This is a genomic window from Peribacillus sp. TH27 (genome assembly GCF_016650915.1).
Lineage (GTDB): Bacteria > Bacillota > Bacilli > Bacillales > DSM-1321 > Peribacillus > Peribacillus butanolivorans.
In genome coordinates this window covers 4,106,776-4,126,329 of record NZ_JAEKEV010000002.1, presented here as the reverse complement: position 1 = coordinate 4,126,329, position 19,554 = coordinate 4,106,776, and the positions used below count along the sequence as shown (strand labels likewise).

Annotated in this window: 14 protein-coding genes and 2 pseudogenes; 5 read left to right on the top strand and 11 right to left on the bottom strand. The window is 38.9% G+C overall.

The genetic code is table 11. From position 1 onward, the window contains the following. Window positions 1-341: 341 nt before the first annotated feature. From JFU24_RS21250 to JFU24_RS21210, 9 genes and pseudogenes are all read right to left on the bottom strand, one after another. A pseudogene (locus JFU24_RS21250) lies at window positions 342-860 on the bottom strand (RNA-guided endonuclease TnpB family protein); the annotation flags it as partial. A gap of 438 nt (window positions 861-1,298) precedes the next feature. Then, window positions 1,299-2,294, bottom strand: coding sequence for a D-cysteine desulfhydrase (locus tag JFU24_RS21245; RefSeq protein ID WP_201186622.1), 996 nt, complete (start codon window positions 2,292-2,294; stop codon window positions 1,299-1,301). Window positions 2,295-2,390: 96 nt separating this feature from the next. After that, window positions 2,391-2,768, bottom strand: a complete 378-nt coding sequence (locus JFU24_RS21240) for a RidA family protein (protein WP_201223089.1) — start codon at window positions 2,766-2,768, stop codon at window positions 2,391-2,393. 95 nt (window positions 2,769-2,863) lie between these two features. After that, window positions 2,864-4,342, bottom strand: a complete 1,479-nt coding sequence (locus JFU24_RS21235; protein WP_201223087.1) for an amino acid permease — start codon at window positions 4,340-4,342, stop codon at window positions 2,864-2,866. 223 nt (window positions 4,343-4,565) lie between these two features. Next, entirely contained in the window at window positions 4,566-6,011 is a 1,446-nt protein-coding gene (locus JFU24_RS21230; RefSeq protein WP_201186625.1) for a sigma-54 interaction domain-containing protein, read from the bottom strand. A gap of 63 nt (window positions 6,012-6,074) precedes the next feature. Further along, window positions 6,075-7,256, bottom strand: a complete 1,182-nt coding sequence (locus tag JFU24_RS21225; RefSeq protein ID WP_201188041.1) for a MalY/PatB family protein — start codon at window positions 7,254-7,256, stop codon at window positions 6,075-6,077. Between the two features lie 237 nt (window positions 7,257-7,493). Next, window positions 7,494-8,930 carry an MBL fold metallo-hydrolase gene (locus tag JFU24_RS21220; RefSeq protein ID WP_201250414.1) on the bottom strand — a complete coding sequence of 479 codons (1,437 nt, stop codon included), beginning with the start codon at window positions 8,928-8,930 and terminating at the stop codon, window positions 7,494-7,496. 62 nt (window positions 8,931-8,992) lie between these two features. Next, window positions 8,993-10,192, bottom strand: coding sequence for an FAD/NAD(P)-binding oxidoreductase (locus JFU24_RS21215; RefSeq protein ID WP_201250952.1), 1,200 nt, complete (start codon window positions 10,190-10,192; stop codon window positions 8,993-8,995). Between the two features lie 42 nt (window positions 10,193-10,234). Further along, on the bottom strand, window positions 10,235-11,017 hold the full coding sequence (locus JFU24_RS21210; RefSeq protein ID WP_201186628.1) for a sulfite exporter TauE/SafE family protein: 783 nt from the start codon (window positions 11,015-11,017) through the stop codon (window positions 10,235-10,237). Between the two features lie 973 nt (window positions 11,018-11,990). On the opposite strand from JFU24_RS21210, the gene JFU24_RS21205 reads away from it, so the two are divergent. From JFU24_RS21205 to JFU24_RS21195, 4 genes and pseudogenes are all read left to right on the top strand, one after another. Further along, window positions 11,991-12,584: a YdeI/OmpD-associated family protein gene (locus JFU24_RS21205; protein WP_201250413.1), complete on the top strand. Its 594-nt coding sequence runs from the start codon at window positions 11,991-11,993 to the stop codon at window positions 12,582-12,584. 130 nt (window positions 12,585-12,714) lie between these two features. After that, window positions 12,715-13,041, top strand: a pseudogene (locus JFU24_RS30835) (ArsR/SmtB family transcription factor); the annotation flags it as partial. Further along, window positions 13,042-13,434, top strand: a complete 393-nt coding sequence (locus JFU24_RS30410) for an SRPBCC family protein (RefSeq protein ID WP_242485487.1) — start codon at window positions 13,042-13,044, stop codon at window positions 13,432-13,434. Between the two features lie 326 nt (window positions 13,435-13,760). Beyond that, complete coding sequence (locus JFU24_RS21195; protein WP_201250412.1) at window positions 13,761-14,198, top strand: DoxX family protein; 438 nt, start codon at window positions 13,761-13,763, stop codon at window positions 14,196-14,198. Window positions 14,199-14,563: 365 nt separating this feature from the next. Here the strand turns inward: JFU24_RS21195 and JFU24_RS21190 are convergent, their stop codons facing one another. Beyond that, the gene (locus JFU24_RS21190) at window positions 14,564-14,722 is read right to left on the bottom strand and encodes a GlsB/YeaQ/YmgE family stress response membrane protein (protein ID WP_201250993.1); all 159 of its coding nucleotides are present in this window, start codon (window positions 14,720-14,722) and stop codon (window positions 14,564-14,566) included. Between the two features lie 441 nt (window positions 14,723-15,163). Between JFU24_RS21190 and JFU24_RS21185 the strand changes: the two genes are divergently transcribed. Then, the gene (locus JFU24_RS21185) at window positions 15,164-15,697 is read left to right on the top strand and encodes a YhcN/YlaJ family sporulation lipoprotein (RefSeq protein WP_207203217.1); all 534 of its coding nucleotides are present in this window, start codon (window positions 15,164-15,166) and stop codon (window positions 15,695-15,697) included. Between the two features lie 482 nt (window positions 15,698-16,179). Here JFU24_RS21185 and ppsA read toward each other — a convergent pair whose 3' ends face one another. Further along, the gene (gene ppsA, locus JFU24_RS21180) at window positions 16,180-18,795 is read right to left on the bottom strand and encodes a phosphoenolpyruvate synthase (RefSeq protein WP_201250410.1); all 2,616 of its coding nucleotides are present in this window, start codon (window positions 18,793-18,795) and stop codon (window positions 16,180-16,182) included. Window positions 18,796-19,554 lie beyond the last annotated feature (759 nt).

The window sequence follows — 19,554 nt, the reverse complement described above, 5'->3', positions numbered from 1 at the left end:
TCTTTAATAATAATACTTGTTTCAACTACACCAATAATAATTTAAATTTCTTTTATCAATCCCATATCCAAAAAAGAACTACCCCAGCTATAAAAAGAATAGGGAATATAATGATTAATACTCCTATCGTTGCAAATCCACTACCCTCACTTATTCCATAGAGAGTAACGACTATCTTGAAAATAAAGGGGCTATTACGAACATTGTAGTTATCCCCCAAATGCTGTACTTCAATCTACAAACAATAAGACTTAATTTTGAACTACCCACCACTTATCGACCTTACGGTCTGATTGAAGTGGGGGATTCCTAAGAACATTAGCCTATCGGCCAATTTTTAATTAGGCTCCTCCCGTAGTTCCTACGGTTAGAAGCCTTATGGCTTCATTCATTAGATTGAGTCCTGCGTTAATATCTCGATCGTGGTGAGTAGTACAAAAAGGACAATCCCATTCACGAAGATTCAGATGTTTAACGTCTTTATTTTGGTAACCGCAGCTAGAACACAATTGGCTAGAAGCAAACGTTTTAGATACGGTCACGATTTGTTTACCATACCATTTTGCTTTGTATTCCAACATTTTTTTGAATTGGTACCAAGATACTTCACTAATAGCTTTAGCTAGTTTGTGATTTTTCATCATATTCGACACTTGCAAGTCTTCCATTCCAATCACATCGTGGTTTTTGATGATTTCGGTAGAAACTTTATGTAAGTAATCCATTCGGGCATTTGAAATTTTTTCGTGTAGGATAGCCACTTTTCGTTTTTGTTTTTGATAGTTTTTGGCTTCAGCCAATGGTTTATTTTGATTCAAGGCTATTTCTTGTCGCCTTGAAAGAATCCGTTGTGCTCTCGCCCTTCACACGCTTGAAGAGGGAGTCTTCTGGCGGGAAATGATAAATTATCAAAATCCACAATAAACGAAATAGAGTTGATTCTACTGTATTGTAGAATCAACTCTATTTTTAATTTCTGACTAATCAACATTAAAATTTGACATAGACTTTATAAAAAGTTTGATCATTTTTTCTATGCACTTACAAATCTATTTATTTATATGACTCATAGCTTGTCCATTAAAGACCTAGCAATATTAAAACACTTAAACAAGTTTTTTCAAACATAAAATACTGCTTTTAAACTGAATCAGCAAGCTTCTAATAAAAGGAATCAACTATTTGGAATGGCTGCATAAAAACCAAATTCTATAAGAAACATAGACTACTTTCAATAAATGCAATTTTAACACGAGAACCGGATATTACCTTTCACATCTTTCTTTTTGTTTTAAATTTCAATAAAAGAGAGAAGTATTGGCATATAGCGATGAGGCGCCGCCAGAGTGTACAAATAGTATATTATCATCCGGCTTAAAGGTGCCTTTTTGTATTAAATCAATGAGTCCCGCTACCGCTTTACCCGTATATACGGGATCTAATAAAATCCCTTCTGTTCTTGCCATGAGTTTGACAGCTTCCACCATTTCTGGCGTAGGTAAAGCATAGCCAGGTCCGACATACTCATCAAAACACATAACAGCCTCACGAGGGATTGAATTTGGAATGCCGATGTGTGTTGAAGTTTCTTTAACAAGCTGAAAAACTTTCTCTTCTTGTTCAGCTTTTCCTCTGCTTACGTTTATTCCAATTACCGATATTCCACTTTGATTTCCATGAAATCCGGTCACCAAACCAGCATGCATTCCCCCACTGCCGCTTACACAAACGACTGACTTCATATCGATTCCTTGATTAAATGACTGTGCCAAAATTTCCTGAGCGCAAGCAGCATATCCCGTTGCACCAATCACATTGGATCCCCCGACTGGTATTATGTAAGGTCGATTCCCTTTCTCCGTTACCTCATTAGCTACTTTCTGCATTTCTTGCATTAAGTCCGCTCCATTAGGCACAATTTTGATTTCTTCAGCGCCCAATAAATGATATAAAAAATAGTTACCGTTAAAATCTGGCTCAGGACTTTCTGAAAGGCCTTCTTCCAACACAAGGATGCACTTCATTTTCTCTTTAACTGCAGCGGCTAGTGTTAAGCGGCAATGATTTGATTGAATGCCTCCACATGTAATTAACGTATCCGCACCTTTTTCCATTGCATCGGCAACAAGGAACTCTAGTTTTCTTGTTTTATTTCCCCCAGCCGTCAGACCCAGTAAATCATCTCGTTTAAGATAAATGGATGGGCCCCCAAGAACTTCAGAAAAATGATGTAATTTCTCAATAGGTGTATCGGTTGGTGTATATCGTCGTCTAGGGAATTGTGCTAAATTCATATTAAATCTCCTCCATATTTCTCTGTTTAAGACTAACCATATGTAAAATAAAGAAAAGAGAATTTCATTCTAACATTCTCTTTTCAATTATTATTATTAAATCATAGCAATGGCTTCGATTTCAATCATAGCATCTTTAGGCAAACGAGCAACTTCAATCGCACTTCTAGCTGGATAATTATCTGTAAAAAATTCTCCATATACATGATTCATCGTGGCAAAGTGACTCATATCACTTAAAAAAACCGTTGTTTTTATTACCTGCTGTAAGCTTGCTCCCGCCGCTTCCACAACCTTCTTAAGATTCTCCAATGACACCCTTGTTTGCTCCTCAATATTATCAGGCATTTCTCCAGTTTCAGGATAAATTGGAAGCTGCCCTGAAGTATACACTACATTTCCTACTTTAATGGCTTGTGAATAAGGACCGATAGCCTTGGGGGCTTCTTTGGTTATGATTGTTTCTTTTAACATATAAAACACCTCTTTTTTTTGTAATCCTATTTATACGGAATTGAATTTAATTTCCCTTTGAATAAAACGCTTACATTTAATTACAGCCTTACCTCTTATTCTTTGCGCTCAAAATCACACTCCATAAGCGGAACTATTTTTGTTTTCTTAATGATTTTATAACCAAGCCAGAGAAGCAAGAAAATAGGAAGACCAATGTACGTCGCTATAATTTCTGCCCAGCTAATTTGATGTCCAGAAAAAAGTGTCTGCCCAAAAATGAAAACCACAAAAAATAACAGCGTGATAACCGGGCCCAACGGGTACCATTTGGCTTTAAACGGCAATTCATTTAGATCTCTGCCTTGAGCTACATATGCCTTACGGAAGCGGTAATGACTAACGGCAATCCCGAACCATTTGATAAATCCGGTAAGGGCTGAAGCATTTACCAACCAAATAAACACTGAACCATTTCCAAAAAGGGAAGCTAAAAAAGAGGCAAGTCCTATAATAGCAGTTGTACAAAGGGCCAACATGGGAATTCCCTTCCTGTTAAGCCGTGCAAAGATTCGTGGTGCCTTTCCTTCTTTCGCCAGTGCCCATAGCATACGTGAAGAAGCATACATTGCTGAATTTGCTGCTGATAAAACAGATGTAAGCAGCACGGCATTCATGACGGAAGCGGCAAATGCCAACCCAGCTCTCTGAAGAACAAGCGTGAAGGGGCTGATAGATACATTTTGAACGCCGGATTTAAGCAGGTTTGGATCCGTATAAGGGATAATCAAACCGATAACAAAAATCGTCAACACGTAGAAAATAAGGATTCGCCAGAAGATTGACCGAATCGCTTTCGGTACATTTTTCGATGGATTTTCGGTTTCACCGGCTGCCGTCGCAATAACCTCAGTTCCCTGGAACGCAAAGCCCGCGATGAGCACTACACTAAAGATAGATACAAGCCCGCCATTGAAAGGAGCATCTCCATGGGTAAAGTTACTGAACCCGACCGAATGTCCTCCCATAATTCCAAAAATCATAGCAACCCCAATAACGAGAAATACGATGATCGAGATGACCTTAATACCGGCAAACCAGTATTCACTTTCCCCATATGCCTTGACTGATAAGACATTTAACATTAGCAACAAACCCAAAAATAGTGCGCTCCACAAGATAGAAGGTGAGTCCGGAAACCAATACTTCATAATAAGAGTAGAGGCCACCAAATCTGCAGGAACCGTTATCGCGGTTGTATACCAATAGTTCCAACCTAACGCAAAGCCTAACGCAGGATCAATATACTTTGAGGCATAGATATCAAAGGCCCCCGGGACCGGTAAGAAGGCCGATAGCTCTCCTAAACTATTCATGACAAAATAGACCATGATTCCTACCAGAATGTATGCTGCTAGCGCTCCTCCCGGCCCCGCAGTGCTAATCGTCGATCCGCTGGATACAAACAATCCTGTTCCAATAGCGCCACCAATAGCCATCATCGTTAAATGTCTGGGTTTCAGCTTCCTTTGTAAGGATGCTTTTGAATTTCGCTCTTCTAGGGTGTTGCTTATCTCTGCTTCTAATTTCCCCATAGTGTATCCCCCTTCAATTTGTATGCAAGGCTCATCTGGCTGTTCTTTTAAAAAATCTCTTTATTGATTATTTTTAGAACTTTCAGTCATTTAACAAAATACCTCTACCTTCTGCTTTTGTCCTCATCCCTCTCAAATCCAGGCGAGAAAATGATATATATGCACTCTCCCGCTTTAATTTTAAGTAACTATTAATTGAGAAAAATAGATATTTTTTATGAAGTTAACATAATTTATATTTTTCCAACTTGCGATAAAGAGTAGAAAGGCTAATCTGTAGTTCCCGGGCAATTTGTTCTTTATCATGACGATATTTTTCAGCTAAGAAATAGCTCTGGATTACGTCTTTTTCATATTCTGAAATCATTTGTTCTAAACTTAATCCGCTACTCTCCACAGTGAGATGATCCTGTTGAAACAGATAGTCAGGTAAATCATGGAAGGAGACGGTATCTGATTCAGCCATATTTGCCATATATTCTACGGCGTTTTCCAACTGCCGTATATTCCCCGGCCAATCATAGCGTATAAGCCATCGCTCCAGCATTGGGTCCAGTCTCAAGGGGTGCCTTTGCATGATCTTACAATGTTTATGCATGAAATGTTCAAGATACAAAGCGATATCATCACGCCGCTCTCGCAAGGGTTTGGTATGTAGAGGGATGACATTGAGACGATAATATAAATCCTCGCGAAAAGTTCCGTTTCGCACCATTTCCTCCAGGTTTTGGTGAGTGGCTGCAATCACCCGTACATTAATCTCGATTGCTTTTTTTCCACCGATTCTTTCAATCTCTCTTTCTTGTAAAACCCGTAATAACTTTGGCTGCAAGAAAAGCGGCATATCTCCAATTTCATCAAGAAAAATGGTTCCGTTGTGCGCTAATTCAAATTTCCCCATTTTCCCATTCCGACTTGAGCCGGTAAATGATCCGCCCTCATAACCAAACAACTCACTTTCCAACAAGCTTTCAGGTATGGCAGCGCAATTAACTGCTACAAATGAATGCATCCGGCGTTTGCTTTCAAAATGAATCGCTTTGGCTAATAATTCCTTCCCCGTACCGCTATCTCCCCTAATCAGGACAGTGGATGGGCTGTTTATAATCCGTCTTGCTTTTTTAATAACATCTTGAAGCCCGGAATCTTTACCAAGAATGTTTTCAAAAGTAATAGATTTCGGGGGGATCGGGATATCTTCTTGTATTTTGCAACCCGGTTCTTTATCAGGGTCCAGCATTGCTAATTTATTGACTAACAATGTACTAACATTGCGTAAAAACTGGATCAGATTCTCTGATTCTATAATCATTTTCTCCTTTTGTTCATGGGAAAAACCAATCATGCCGATGACGCCAACTGGTTTGTCTTGCTTTACAATAGGAAACCCGATGGTAGCGAGTTCTTTGCATTGATTTACGAATTTACAACTCCTACACTGCGACTCATCTTTTTTCACATCATAAACCACTCCAGGCTCCCCTGTTTCCAATATCATTCTGAAAAAGGAGCCTTCCGGAGCCGTTTTGCCAATGAGATCTTTATAGTAACCAGTTCCGCTAATACGAACGCCCTTTTCATCAAGCACGGTTATATCCAGACCAAGGATTCCTGCTGTGTTCTCAGCGTAATCTTGAATAAACTGCTGCATGCCGATAAATCCTGCCATATTATCCTCCTCTGCTATAGCGGTATATGAAATAATAAAATAAATTTATTATAAAATAAATTTCTACGCATTGCACAAAGAGGAGAAAGCTTTTTCTATGCCACCCAAAGCATTTTTCAACATCGAACGCGGGCAAGCGATATTAAGTCGCATAAACCCTTCACCTTCCATACCAAAAATGTGCCCTTCATTCATTGCAACCCTTGCTTCTTGCAACATAAATTGATCCATTTCTTTAATTGAAAACCCTAATTCCCGGCAATCCAGCCAGACAAGGTATGTGCCTTCCGGCTGGATGACTTTGATTTGAGGGATGTTTTTGCTGAAGTAACTCAGAGTGAACTCCAAATTCTCCTGCAAATATTCAAGGAGCTGATCGAGCCATTCTTCTCCGTATCGGTAAGCAGCCTCTAACGCAACAACACCAAATATGTTCGGCGAACCAATGGATAATGTATTAAGTTCTCGATCATACCTATCGCGCAGTTGCTGATTTGGAATAATGATACTTGACGTCTGTACACCCATCAGGTTAAAAGTTTTGCTTGGCGCAATGCAGGTAAGAGAATGATTCGCAAACTCTTCTGATATAGAGGCAAAAGGAATGTGAGTATGTGTCTTATAAACAAAGTCAAAATGAATTTCATCTGCCACAACGAGAATGTTATGCTTCATACAAATCTGTCCCAATCTGGTCAATTCTTCTTTGCTCCATACCCTTCCGATTGGGTTATGAGGACTACACAAAATCAACATTTTTACCGTTGAATCTATCTTTGCCTCTAAATCTTCGAAATCTATGGAATAATGCCCATTTTCAAGCTTAAGCGGGTTGTTTACAATTTCACGGCCGTTCGCTTGGATCACCCGGGCAAAATGATGGTATACAGGAGGTTGGATAATTATTTTGTCACCTGCCTGCGTGAAGGACTGAATCGCCAACGATAGGGCTGGAATCACTCCTGGGCTGTGGGTAATCCATTCTTTCTCAATGGACCATCGATGTCTTCTTTTTAGCCAACCAACAATGGATTCCATATACGAGTCCGGTCTAAGCGTGTAGCCATATACACCGTGCTCCACACGTTGTTTTAATGCTTCGATGATAGGTTGTGGAGACTGAAAATCCATATCGGCCACCCACATCGGTATAACATCCTTTATGCCAAAATGATTTTCTAGATCATCCCACTTTTCGCAGGCTGTACCCAGTCGACAGATTTCTTGGTCAAAATTATATTTCATCGAGTATCTCTCCTTCTTATGTTTGTTTGCACTATGCCTCATTACTAATTTTTATATAAGCAATTGTCATGCCAACTCATTTCACTTATAAAATCTCCTTATTTTTATAGAGGTTCTTGGTTGAATCCCCTAATGCCATAATGCCGCGGTCATTATTTAAAGACCCTTTCATCCTAAGCATTACCACATTTGCAATTATGGTAAGTATTTTCGCATGGATGATAAAATTCAAAGATTTCATTTAGCATCTCTGGTGGGTCGTAACTTCTTCTGTTTATTCCATTCCTCATAACCACCTACAAGGCTTTGTACTTCTTTAAAACCATGAACTTGTAGAAGGCTTGCAGCGATGGCTGATCTTCCGCCGGTTTTGCAATAAACCAAAATTGGTTTATCATGCGGAATTTTGTGTGCCTGTTCCTGTAAATGACCAAGCATCACATGCTTCGCCTGCGGAATATGGCCTTCCTCCCATTCGCCCATGCTTCGGACATCAAGCACATATATGCGTTCTGTTTGAATAGTGCCATCTATCTGGTCCATTGTCACTTCTTCATACTTCATAACACGTGAATCAGATTCTCCTTCCTGCTCAATGATATATGGTTCCATTGTTGCAACGACACGATCCAATCCAATGGACTGGAGATCATTTATCATATCTGCCACATCAGCATTGCATGCCAGAAGATATATTGGTCGGTCATAATCCAACAGCCATCCCGCCCAAGTTACAAATGATTTGTTATAAGGGATATTAATTACCCCTCGTATATGCTTGGTGGCAAATTCACTGGCCGGACGTGTATCAATGACAATTCCCTGTTCCGTCCATTCCTGCACAATATCTATTGAAACCTCCATACAAAGTGGTGCTGCTATACTTCGAATTTGCTGCGCTCCCTCTTTATTCAACCGCTTCATCATTGAAAAATATGGGGGTGCCTCCGGCTGTCCAGCCAACAGCGCTTCTATAAAGCGATCCTCATTATCATATTGCAGTGCCCAATTTGTCCGTTTTTCATATCCAATGGTCGACGACGGGATTGCACCTAGCGCTTTTCCACAGGCACTGCCCGCTCCATGCCCCGGCCATACTTGCAGATAGTCAGGAAGGTTTTTAAACTGCTGTAAAGACCGATACATCATGCGTGCCATTTTTTCCGAGGACCCGTGCACCCCTGCGGCTTTTTCTAATAAGTCGGGACGTCCCACATCACCGACAAATACAAAATCTCCGGTAAATATGCCAAGTGGATCCTTGGTAGATGCACCCCCATCTGTTACGAGCAGCGATATATGTTCAGGTGTGTGTCCTGGTGTATGTACCACCTCAAAATTGATATTTCCAATGGAAAATACATCTCCATTTCTTAGAAAGCAGTGTTGATATTCAGTTGCGTACTCATATTTCCAGTCCGCCCCTCCTTCATCAGACAAATACAATGTGGCCCCAAGCCTTGAAGCTAGCTCCTTTGAACCAGACAAAAAATCCGCATGGATGTGTGTTTCCGTTACACCCACGATCCGCACACCATGTGCTCTTGCCGTTTTTAAGTAAGCTTCTATATTACTACGTGACGGATCAACAATGATCGCTTCGCCAGTAGCCTGACATCCCACAAGGTATGAAGCTTGAGCCAGTTTCTCATCATAAAAATACTTGAGTAGCATAAATCATCCTCCTTTTAAGAGCCTTGCTTACTTTTGTTTTGTTATGCCTATCAGAAATGTTTTTACATCATACCTTTAAGCATCCCGTTCCAATACATAACGGGAAGCAAGTTTTTCTTCAATACATACATACTGAACCTCTCACGGGATTGATCGATAGGAAAGGTTTCTTGAGGCTGTAAATCATAATTGAATTCAGCCAGTATAAGCCGCCCGTATCCAGTAACAAGTGGACATGATGTATAGCCGTCATATTTATGAACCATTTGTTTGGCACGCATCCGATGAAGTAAATTTTTCACAAGCACGGGCGCTTGTTTGCGAATTGCAGCCCCTGTTTTTGAAGTAGGCAAGTTTGTGCAATCCCCTATGCCAAATATATTGTCAAAGTGTTCATGCTGCAGCGTATATTTATCTACATTCAGCCAACCATTACTAGCTGCGAGGGAACTATTCTTGATAAAATCAGGGGCGCTCATCGGCGGTACCACATGAATCATGTCATATTGCATATCCACACACTCTTTTGTGTTCAGATTTTCAAATGTCGCTCGTTTCTTGTCACCATCAATTTCAATGAGATGATGCATAAAACATGTCTCGATTTCTTTCCGTTCAATTATTTTATTTAGTGCCTGTTCATATTTTTTTACATTGAAAATGGATGGGCTACCTGAAACAAAAATAACCGAAGATTGCGAGCGAACTCCTGATTTTCTGAAATAATCTTCTGCCAAATACATAATTTTTTGAGGAGCTCCACCGCATTTTACCGGCGTGTTCGGATTGGTAAAAATGGAAGTCCCCCCCCTGAAGTTTCTGATCGCCTCCCAAGTGCTATCAACATAATCATAAGAGTAATTACTACATACCCCATTCTTTCCAATACTCTCTTTTAACCCCTTGATTTCATGCCAGTTAATTTGAATCCCGGCAGCGACAACTAGATATTCGTAGTGCAGTTTCTTTCCGGATGCTGTTACAACAGCATTTTCATCTGGCTGAAATGTGGTTATCGCATCCTGTACCCACACGGCTCCGCTCGGAATAACGGATGCTTCCTCCCTTTGTGTCACAGTTTTGTCAGCTTCGCCAGCTCCCACAAGTGTCCATAATGGCTGATAATAATGTTTCGTCGCAGGGTCAATGATGGCAATGTTTCCGCTCAGAGTGCGAGATTCACGCAGGAGACGGGCTGCAACCGTAATTCCGGCACTGCCCCCTCCTACAATCAAAACTTTGTAATGTGTTTCATTCTTCATATTTGCCATTCTAATCTCCTCATCTCAATTTTATTAAGTAGCTCACCAATCTAACGCTTCAGCATTAATGATTAGCATGTAAATGGCGACCAACATTACAACACCGGAAAATACATAATGGAGCGTACGCTGCTGTTTGCTTAAGCGCACTGCCAGCCAAGCCCCAACTGTTCCGCCGACAACTCCCCCTCCAACAAATGCGAACACAATCCACCAGTTTACAAGGCCAGATAAGGTATAGCTTATAGCTGTCATAAGCCCAAATGTGCCCACAGATACCAGAGAAGATCCAATTGCTGCAATCATTGGCATCCTTGTTACAAAAATTAAACCGGGAACAATCAAAAATCCGCCACCAATCCCGAAAAAACCGGATAACAGCCCCACTAGAATGGCCATGGTGATCAACAGTGGAAGCTTCACTTGATTTTGAAAATCATCTTCCTGACTCTTCGTTTTCTTTGGCATAACCATTTTTACAGCTATGACGATCATCAAAATGGCAAAAAGAAATAACAACTGTTTACCAGGTACCAACTTTCCGATAATCGATCCCGTATAAGCACCTATTGCACCAGGTAGGGCAAAAGTAATCGCCGATTTCCATTGCACATGGCCGGCTCGTGCGTATGGAATAAGGTTTGCATAGGCATTTATAGCCACGGCTGACGCTGACGTGCCAATTACCACATGCGGATCTTTCATACCAACAACGTAAAGCAAAAGTGGAACAGCAAGTATTGATCCACCTCCGCCGAGCAAACCAAGTACGAATCCGACAATAGTTCCTGAAAAAATGGAGAGGAGCACTTGAATAGTTGTCATTCTTTCCTGAGACTCTTACCAACAAAGCTGAGTAGTTGGTGATTCATCTCTCCCTCCTTTCTCTATTTACTCACTATTTATATAAGCAAAAACCATGCCAACTATTTTCTCCTGTAAAACCGCTTGTTTTGCACACTGAACTCTTTGGAAATTCCCAATTTTGCTATCAATATATAAAAAAAGCCTTTATCATCAAGTTTAAATTCTTCCTAGGACTAGGAACTATTTTTGCATCTGTGATAAACTCTTCAAGCTATTTCTATAAAGTGTTTTAACTAACATATCTGATACCAAAAATTTTTTTAGATTTCGTATAACTGAAATAGCGTACAGGAACTTGTTAATGTGTTAGAAATGAGATAATTCACCTTTTGACATACAGATTAGAGCTATCATTCTACGTGTCATAAAGTATGCTTTTTGACAGTAGCTACAACATTGAAAAAAACCTTACATTTGTTTAAAAACGTTAATCATGCTATTCCATTAAAGGGCCATTTAATGGAATAAGACTCTCAAACAAAACTGGATATTTATGTGACATTGTTAAGAAATGCACTTAAACTAACGGGCAGATTATCGACATAAGTTCCCTGTAACTTTCAAGCCAGGTCTGCTTGACATGACACCAATTAATGTCCTACTATAAATCGGACACCAATCGGAGTCTCTTTATAATCCGAAAGTAAGGGGAGGGTGATTTTGACCCATACAAAAAAAATGAGGGATGTGTATGTTGCCCTTGCCGACCCGACCCGACTCGACGTGAACTGATTAGGTATTGGCAGACGTAGAAGAATTACCTCTTCACGTCCGCCTTAACCGATTCAAGCAAGCTTGCCAAGTGGGTCATATGATTCAAGGTTGATGAATATTCAAGTAAAGCCAAAAAGTGACAGAAAGAATTGGAGAAATTGAGAATGATCATTCTTGACGGTCAGCTGATTGAAAAATTGAAGAGGAGTGTTCCTAGATGACAAATAGTAGAATGAATCCTAAGGTTGATGAATTTTTAAGTAAAGCTAACAATTGGAAGGAAGAATATGAGAAGTTGAGAAATATCGTTCTTGACTGTGAGCTGACCGAAGAATTTAAGTGGATGCATCCTTGTTACACGTTTGAGAAAAAAAACATTGTTTTAATACATGGATTTAAAGAATATTGTGCGCTTCTGTTTCACAAAGGTGCCTTGTTACAGGATACCCATGGGATTCTAATCCAACAAACGGAGAATGTACAGGCGGCGCGCCAGATTCGGTTCACCAATGTTCAAGAAATAGTTGAAATGGAAACCATCTTGAAAGCCTATATTTATGAAGCCATTGAAGTTGAAAAAGCCGGTTTGGAAGTGAATTTTAAGAAGACGACAGAATTCATAATTCCTGAAGAATTTCAAAATAAATTCGATGAAATCCCTGCCTTGAAAACTGCTTTTGAAGCATTGACGCCGGGACGGCAAAGAGCATACATTCGTTATTTTTCTGAACCCAAACAATCCAAAACTCGAGTGTCAAGGGTTGAAAAATGTATGCAGCAAATTCTCAATGGAAAGGGATTAAATGATTAGGGCACTTATATACTTGATGATAGGAGAATAAAACTAATGCTATTATGGAAAATAAAGAAAATGACAGGACACCAATTAGTGTCATATAATAAAGGCACCAATTTGTGTCTAATTTAAAGGGGGGGTGATTTTGAACGATAAAAATCAAGAGCGTGATGTTTATGGAGCCATCGCTGACCCAACAAGACGTAAATTACTTCGTTTGTTGGCAGATGCAGAAGAGTTACCTCTTCACGAATTAACCGCTCAATTTCAAATGGGTCGTACTGCTGTTTCTAAACATTTGGCTATCCTTAAAGAAGCTGGTCTAGTTGCCGACCGTAAAGTTGGTAGAGAAACAAGGTATCGGCTGAATGCTGCCCCGTTAAGAGAAATTGAGGATTGGGTATCGTTTTACAGGAAATTCTGGAATGAAAGAATATTGCTTTTAAACCAAATATTACAGGAGGAACAAAAAATGAATTTAACAGTATCACAAGATTTTAATTTTAAGAGCCCGATCAATAAGGTGTGGAACGCATTAACAGATTCGGATACTCTTGCAAAATGGATAATGGAAAATAACTTTAAACCAATCGTAGGACATAAAAGTCAATTCCGAAATGAGCAGTGGAATTTAATTGTAGATTGTGAAGTATTAGTAGTGGAAGAGCCTTATAAGTTATCTTACACATGGGTAGGTGGTCCGATAAACACTATAGTCACATGGACATTGAAACAAGAGGATGGAACAACCTACTTACATCTTGAACAAACAGGATTCGAAAAAGAAGATCAAGCGTTCAATGGTGCGAAACATGGTTGGGCGAAAATGGGCGAAGAACTAAAAAAAGTGTTAGAGGAAATGTAAGACCAAACCTCTGAACCTGTTTTTTTATTAAGCTAAAAACGTAGAGGAAAAAGCAAACGGCTCAGTATAGGACTGATGCGTTTGCTTTTTTAGTAAAAATATTGATACAAAACACATTACAAATTCAGATGCAATTTTGATTACAATTTCGGATTTTGCAATAGGATATGGAACCCGTCCTCTTTTATGAAAATGGATTTCAAGAAAAGACAATATAATAGGGGAACCGTCAGGCAAATGCGGATTTACAACGCTAAGCCGATTGTCCTGACGAATGTGAAGAGTTGTAAGGAACTACCCAGTAATGGTATTTCATTTTTAAATCAATGATTAAAGGAAGGGATCAAAGGATGAAAACAAAAGGAAAAATGATTGCTTATTGGACGGTCACATTACTACTCGCAGCAGCTATTATGTTAAGTGGTATCGGGCAACTGATGCAATATGGGGGAAACGTCGAGTTAGTGACGAATCTTGGTTACCCATTATGCATCTTGACCATTCTCGGGATTTGGAAAGTGCTTGGAGTCATCGCTCTCGTTGTGCCAGGTTTTCCTCGGCTTAAAGAATGGGCTCACGCTGGTATCTTCTTTTTAATGACTGGTGCGGCTTTATCTCATGCGTTTGCTAACGATTATGGTGATTACGGGTTTCATATTATCCTTCCGCTTTCATATGCTGCACTCAATATCGCTTCATGGGCGTTGAGACCACAAAGCCGCATCTTCTACACCAATAAACGAGGCATTGGGCCAAATTGTTAATCAAATCCCCCAAACAAGAAATTAAAGTTTTATATAAAAGAACTAGGAGGCTTTATTTTCAAAAGAATGCGAAATAATGTATGTGAACTAATTACTGGTGTAAGAGAAGATAATAAGCTTATTTGCATCTGTGTTTTTCTTTTTGGTATTCCATTAAAGGGCGCAATTGTTGAATAATTAAATCCCAATTTCTCATTTATATCACTGAGAGATTGGGATTTTTAATGTTGGAATATCCTTAATGTTGTAAATCCGCGTTTTGCTGGCGGTACCTCCATTGCCATCAAGTTAAAGTTTTGTAGTACCCCAGAACGAAATTTTTACCACTCTACAGTTATTTATGAGAATTAAATTCATTTTTTTCATTACTGGGGAACAAACATTTTTTTAACGTGATGAAGATAGGGTAAAATACCAAATGGAATATCGCGTCCGGTAATCATACCTGCTAACCAGCCGATAATACCTCCAATAATGACCATAAAAAGGACATTTTTCTTCCTCCTTTGAATTTTTAAAAGCATAATCGTTTAAGTCTTCAAGCATTTTTTAATATATTGCTTTTATGAAGCTTATTTATTTTGCCGTTATATTTCCCTCCGTATTAAAAATTATTATCCGACCTAGAAAGACGAATAAAAGATGGAAATAAAAGAATTATTTTTAGAATAACAAGGTACTTTTTTGTTAGTAGCCAACACGAGCTAACCCCCACATATTGATTACAAATAGTTATTATAGTGATTAAAATACAGCGTTTTTTTCGATATTTGCCTAGCTTGATGGGCATGTGGTAGGACCTGTAAGATCAGAAACAGCAATTATTGAAATAAAATTAATTTCGTGTATTCCCCGTGAAAACTAGGGCAGTATCCTTAGCGATGATATAAAGTTCTTTTTTTATGAATATTTCCGGAAATCCAGCAGATAGTACTAGGGTATAAACTTTTAAAGGAGTGACTAACATGAAATACACATTTTTAACAAGCGCCTTGATTGCTCTATTTCTAACGGGCTGCGGGGTAAGTGATAATAATGATAATGGAAAAAATGTAGGAATGAATACTCGAAGCGATAAAAATAATGCCACGGACAATACCTTGAATGTAAATGACAGAAACAGGGACAACGATTACAATACCAGGCAATTAAGCAATGATGACAATGATAATAAAATGCGCGTGGCTGATGAAGTAGCAAATCGGCTAGAGGACATGGAGGGTGTAGACGGTGCCTCTGTCATTATTACAGATAATAACGCATATGTCGCCGTGAATCTGACAAATGACAAGAACCTGACAAATGACTTAGAAAAGAGAATTGTTGATCATGTAAAAAAACATGATGAAAGTGTAGACAACGTTTATGTCTCTGCGAATCCTGACTTTGTTAAAAGTATGAATGATTATGCCAACGATATTCAAAATGGAAAGCCGATTGGCGGACTATTTAATGAGTTTGGTGATATGGTACAAAGAATGTTCCCGGATGCCAAATAAAAGAGCTTAAAACCTCTGTTTATAATCGACTTGAGCTCATATTGCTTAGGTTCACTATCGGATCAAGATATTGAAAAAACGAGGAAGCATTTTGGTGTATTTCGTTTAGACCTGCGGTAGGCTTTATGGCCAAAAAGAGGTGCTACCTATTGTTACAGGTAGCACCTTCTCATACTTCTTCAATCCCTAAAAGGGGTACCTTTAGCAAAACGCGGATTTACAACGTTAAGGAATTTCCACTATTAAAAATCCCAATCTTTCAGTGACATAAATGAGAAATTGGGATTTAATTATTCAACAATCGTGCCCTTTAACAGAAGACTCGATTTCAAGATAATCTTAACAGACATTAATATCGATCTTCAGTTACTGCCCTCGTATATGTCCTAGTGACAGGGTTCTTACCATAGACCGCAAAGCACCATGATATCAATGATTTTCCTAATTCGAATGCTCTTCTTTTATGATTTAAATGTAATGAATTATAGTATTTCTATATAACCTTCTGTTCCATTTACTCGAATACGTTGCCCATCTTTTATCAGCTTGGTGGCATTTTCAACACCGACAACGGCAGGTAAGCCATATTCACGTGCGATGACTGCTCCATGGGTCATCAGTCCGCCAACTTCGGTGACAAGTCCTTTTATGGATACAAACAATGGTGTCCAGCTAGGATCGGTGAAGGTTGTAACCAGTATATCTCCATCTTCTAGATCTGCATCTTCCATTTTTAAGATGACGCGTGCTCTGCCCTCTATAACTCCGGAAGAAACCGGTAGACCTACAATAGCTTCGGCTGTGAGATTTTCTCGTTTGTACTCCCCTACAATGATTTCACCATCAGACGTGATAACACGTGGTGGAGTTAGTTTTTCATATAATTTGTACTCGTCTTTTCGTTTGCTGATGATCTGGTAATCTAGTTTATTTGTGCGTACGACTTCGTGAAGTTCTTCAAAAGTGAGATAGTATATATCTTCTTTTTCATGAATAACGCCCGCTTGTACGAGTTGTTCGGCTTCTTTCAGTAAAGCCTGCTTATAAACGAAGTAGCGATTAACCATGCCGTATTTTGGATATTCCCGATAACCGATGAAATTCCGGATTAGGTCGATCATTCGTTTTGTTTCTTTGGCTTTTTGCTCACCATCCGGTAATTGCTTCAATCGATCTAATAACTCTTGTTCTTTTTTCAAAGCTTCCTGTCGCCCTCGCTCAAATTTCCGATTGCTAGCATTAGGCTCAAAGTTTTTGATATTACTAAGAATCACGGGGACAAGTGTAGTTGGTTTTTCGCTCCAACGAGTTTTAGTAATATCGATTTCTCCGGTACATCGCATTCCGTATTTGCTGAGATAATCATAGATAACGTCTTGGGTTTCCTGTCCACCATCAAACTTAGCCAGTTCATCCAAAAAGTTATCATCTTTTACATGTTGTAAATAATCAATTACTTCTGGATAAGGACGAATCACATCTGCGACATCCAATAGCGCCAGACCCATTTCCGAAGTAATATTGTTTGGTACAGATTGAGAAAGGGTGTCGGCTGCGTTTTTTTCACCTAACCACTCGTTCATATTTTCATTGATCCATGATGAAGCATCTATAGCAGCCATAAACACAGCTGAACTTTGTGGGTCAAATAAAATCTTCTTTAATATCTGGATATCTTCCAGAATAAAATCAAATAAATCCGATCCTAATTTCGTTTCGATGTTTTGTTTTAACTCTTCTATCGATGTTTGACTACTCTTAATCAAATCAGAAACGATTGTCGGGTCGTTTTCGATTTGTGCCTTAGAATCCGCAGACGACACACTTTTATTGCTTTTACCGGAACTCTGTTCTTGCTTATCATTTGGTAAAGATTTTATGAGATCTCCTCGCTCTATTATGGTCATAAGTGCGTCTTTCATGAGCGGATCGTGTTGTCCCATGGCATCTAATAACATTTTTCTGCTGTCAGGTGAAGCCAGCATATGTGTGACATCAACAAACAACCTTCCACCAGCTTTACGCATGGGTGCATTAGTCGTTAACAGGAAAAAAGACAATCCCAGTGGTTTCATGGGATCGGTCATCATTTGTTGATGACCGACAGATACATAAACATGATTTTCTTGATCATTCGCTTCAGGGATCGGGTATAAAGTAGTGATTGGCCGACTCTGGACAATATAAAATGTATCATCAACCAAACACCATTCGATATCTTGTGGGTAACCAAAATAAGCTTCGATCTGTCTTCCTGTGCGTGCTAGTTGTAAAATTTGTTGTTCAGTAAGTGTTTGAGTCTTTTGCTGATCAGGATCAATCTGTTGTGTCTCTGTTCCGCCTTCTTTAAGTCCATAGATAGCCAATTTTTTGGTTGCTATCATCTTATCGACGATTTCCTCTTCCTGTACTTTATAACAATCGGCAGATACCAAGCCGGAGACAAGGGCCTCTCCTAGTCCAAAGCTAGCATCGATCGATAGTAGATTTCGATTGGAAGTAATTGGATCAGCAGTAAATAAAATCCCTGAAGCCTGTGGGAAAATCATCCGTTGAATGATAACTGATAGGTAAACTTGGCTGTGATCAAATCCGTTTTGGATTCGGTAAATTACTGCGCGATCAGTAAATAAGGAAGCCCAACATTTACTGATATGCTGTAAGATTGCTTCTTTTCCGATGATATTTAAATAGGTATCTTGTTGACCGGCAAAAGAGGCGTGTGGTAAATCTTCAGCAGTTGCACTGGAACGCACTGCATAAGCATGTTCATCGCCAAACTGGGAGAGATAGTGAGCAACAGCCTTCACTACATCGGAAGGAATCTCTACTTCCATAATGATTTTCCGAATCTTCCTGCTGATTTCACCAATTTGATCTCGATCCTCTACTTTTAGCAGTGTTAGTTGATCCAACAATGCGTAGAATGCTTCATTTTGTTCGAGGGCTTTTTGATAAGCTTCTGTCGTAACACAAAATCCTTCTGGCACTTGTATTCCATGAATCTTCGATAGTTCCCCTAAATTAGACCCTTTTCCTCCGGCGAGCAAAAGTTGCGTTTTATCGATCTCCCGAAACTCTAGTACATATGGTTTCATTTCTTTCCCTCCCATTTATCTCTCAATACCAAGACGAATCATATTACAAAAATTGTTCATCTGATCAACCAATTACGCTGTCCACTCGTTCCTACTCCTGGCGAAGTTCCATGTTCCCTTAAAAAAATAAAAATAGTGGTTGACTGAAAAGGATTTTATGATGTATAATTAAAATAGGGATACTTTATACAAAAATATACAATTGATGTATCTACATAAATTTACCACAGTTCCTCATTTTTATCAATGTATTTACACGACATAATTGTTGCAAATTCAAAGGAAGAAAAACCCCATTTTACAAGACAAATGACTCACAAATAATTTTGAATTTAGGTCGTGATTTTCATTTGATAACTACGACTTTTTTTTGTTTTCCTGTGTTGCAAATATACAATACACGCAAACCTCCAAGAAATTCACCAATTACTTTTATGACTGTAGCTTTGAAACAAAGTTGATCAAATTAATAGAAGAAACCTAAATGAATAAATAGAAAGGGCATGTTTTGAAAAAAGATTAATCAAAACATGCCCTTATACTATTTAATTGGATCAATCTTTTATAAAAAAGATTGATCATTTTTGAGATCCTTAATGAACTAACGCACCTGTTAGTTCATTAAGAAAAGTGATTCTTATTAAAGAATCGCGCCCTTTAATTGAATAACTAAAATCTGACTTCACTTATAAAATCACTTAATTCTTACTACAGATTCGTACCTGCTAATAATACGATATTAAACTGTAAGGCTCTAAA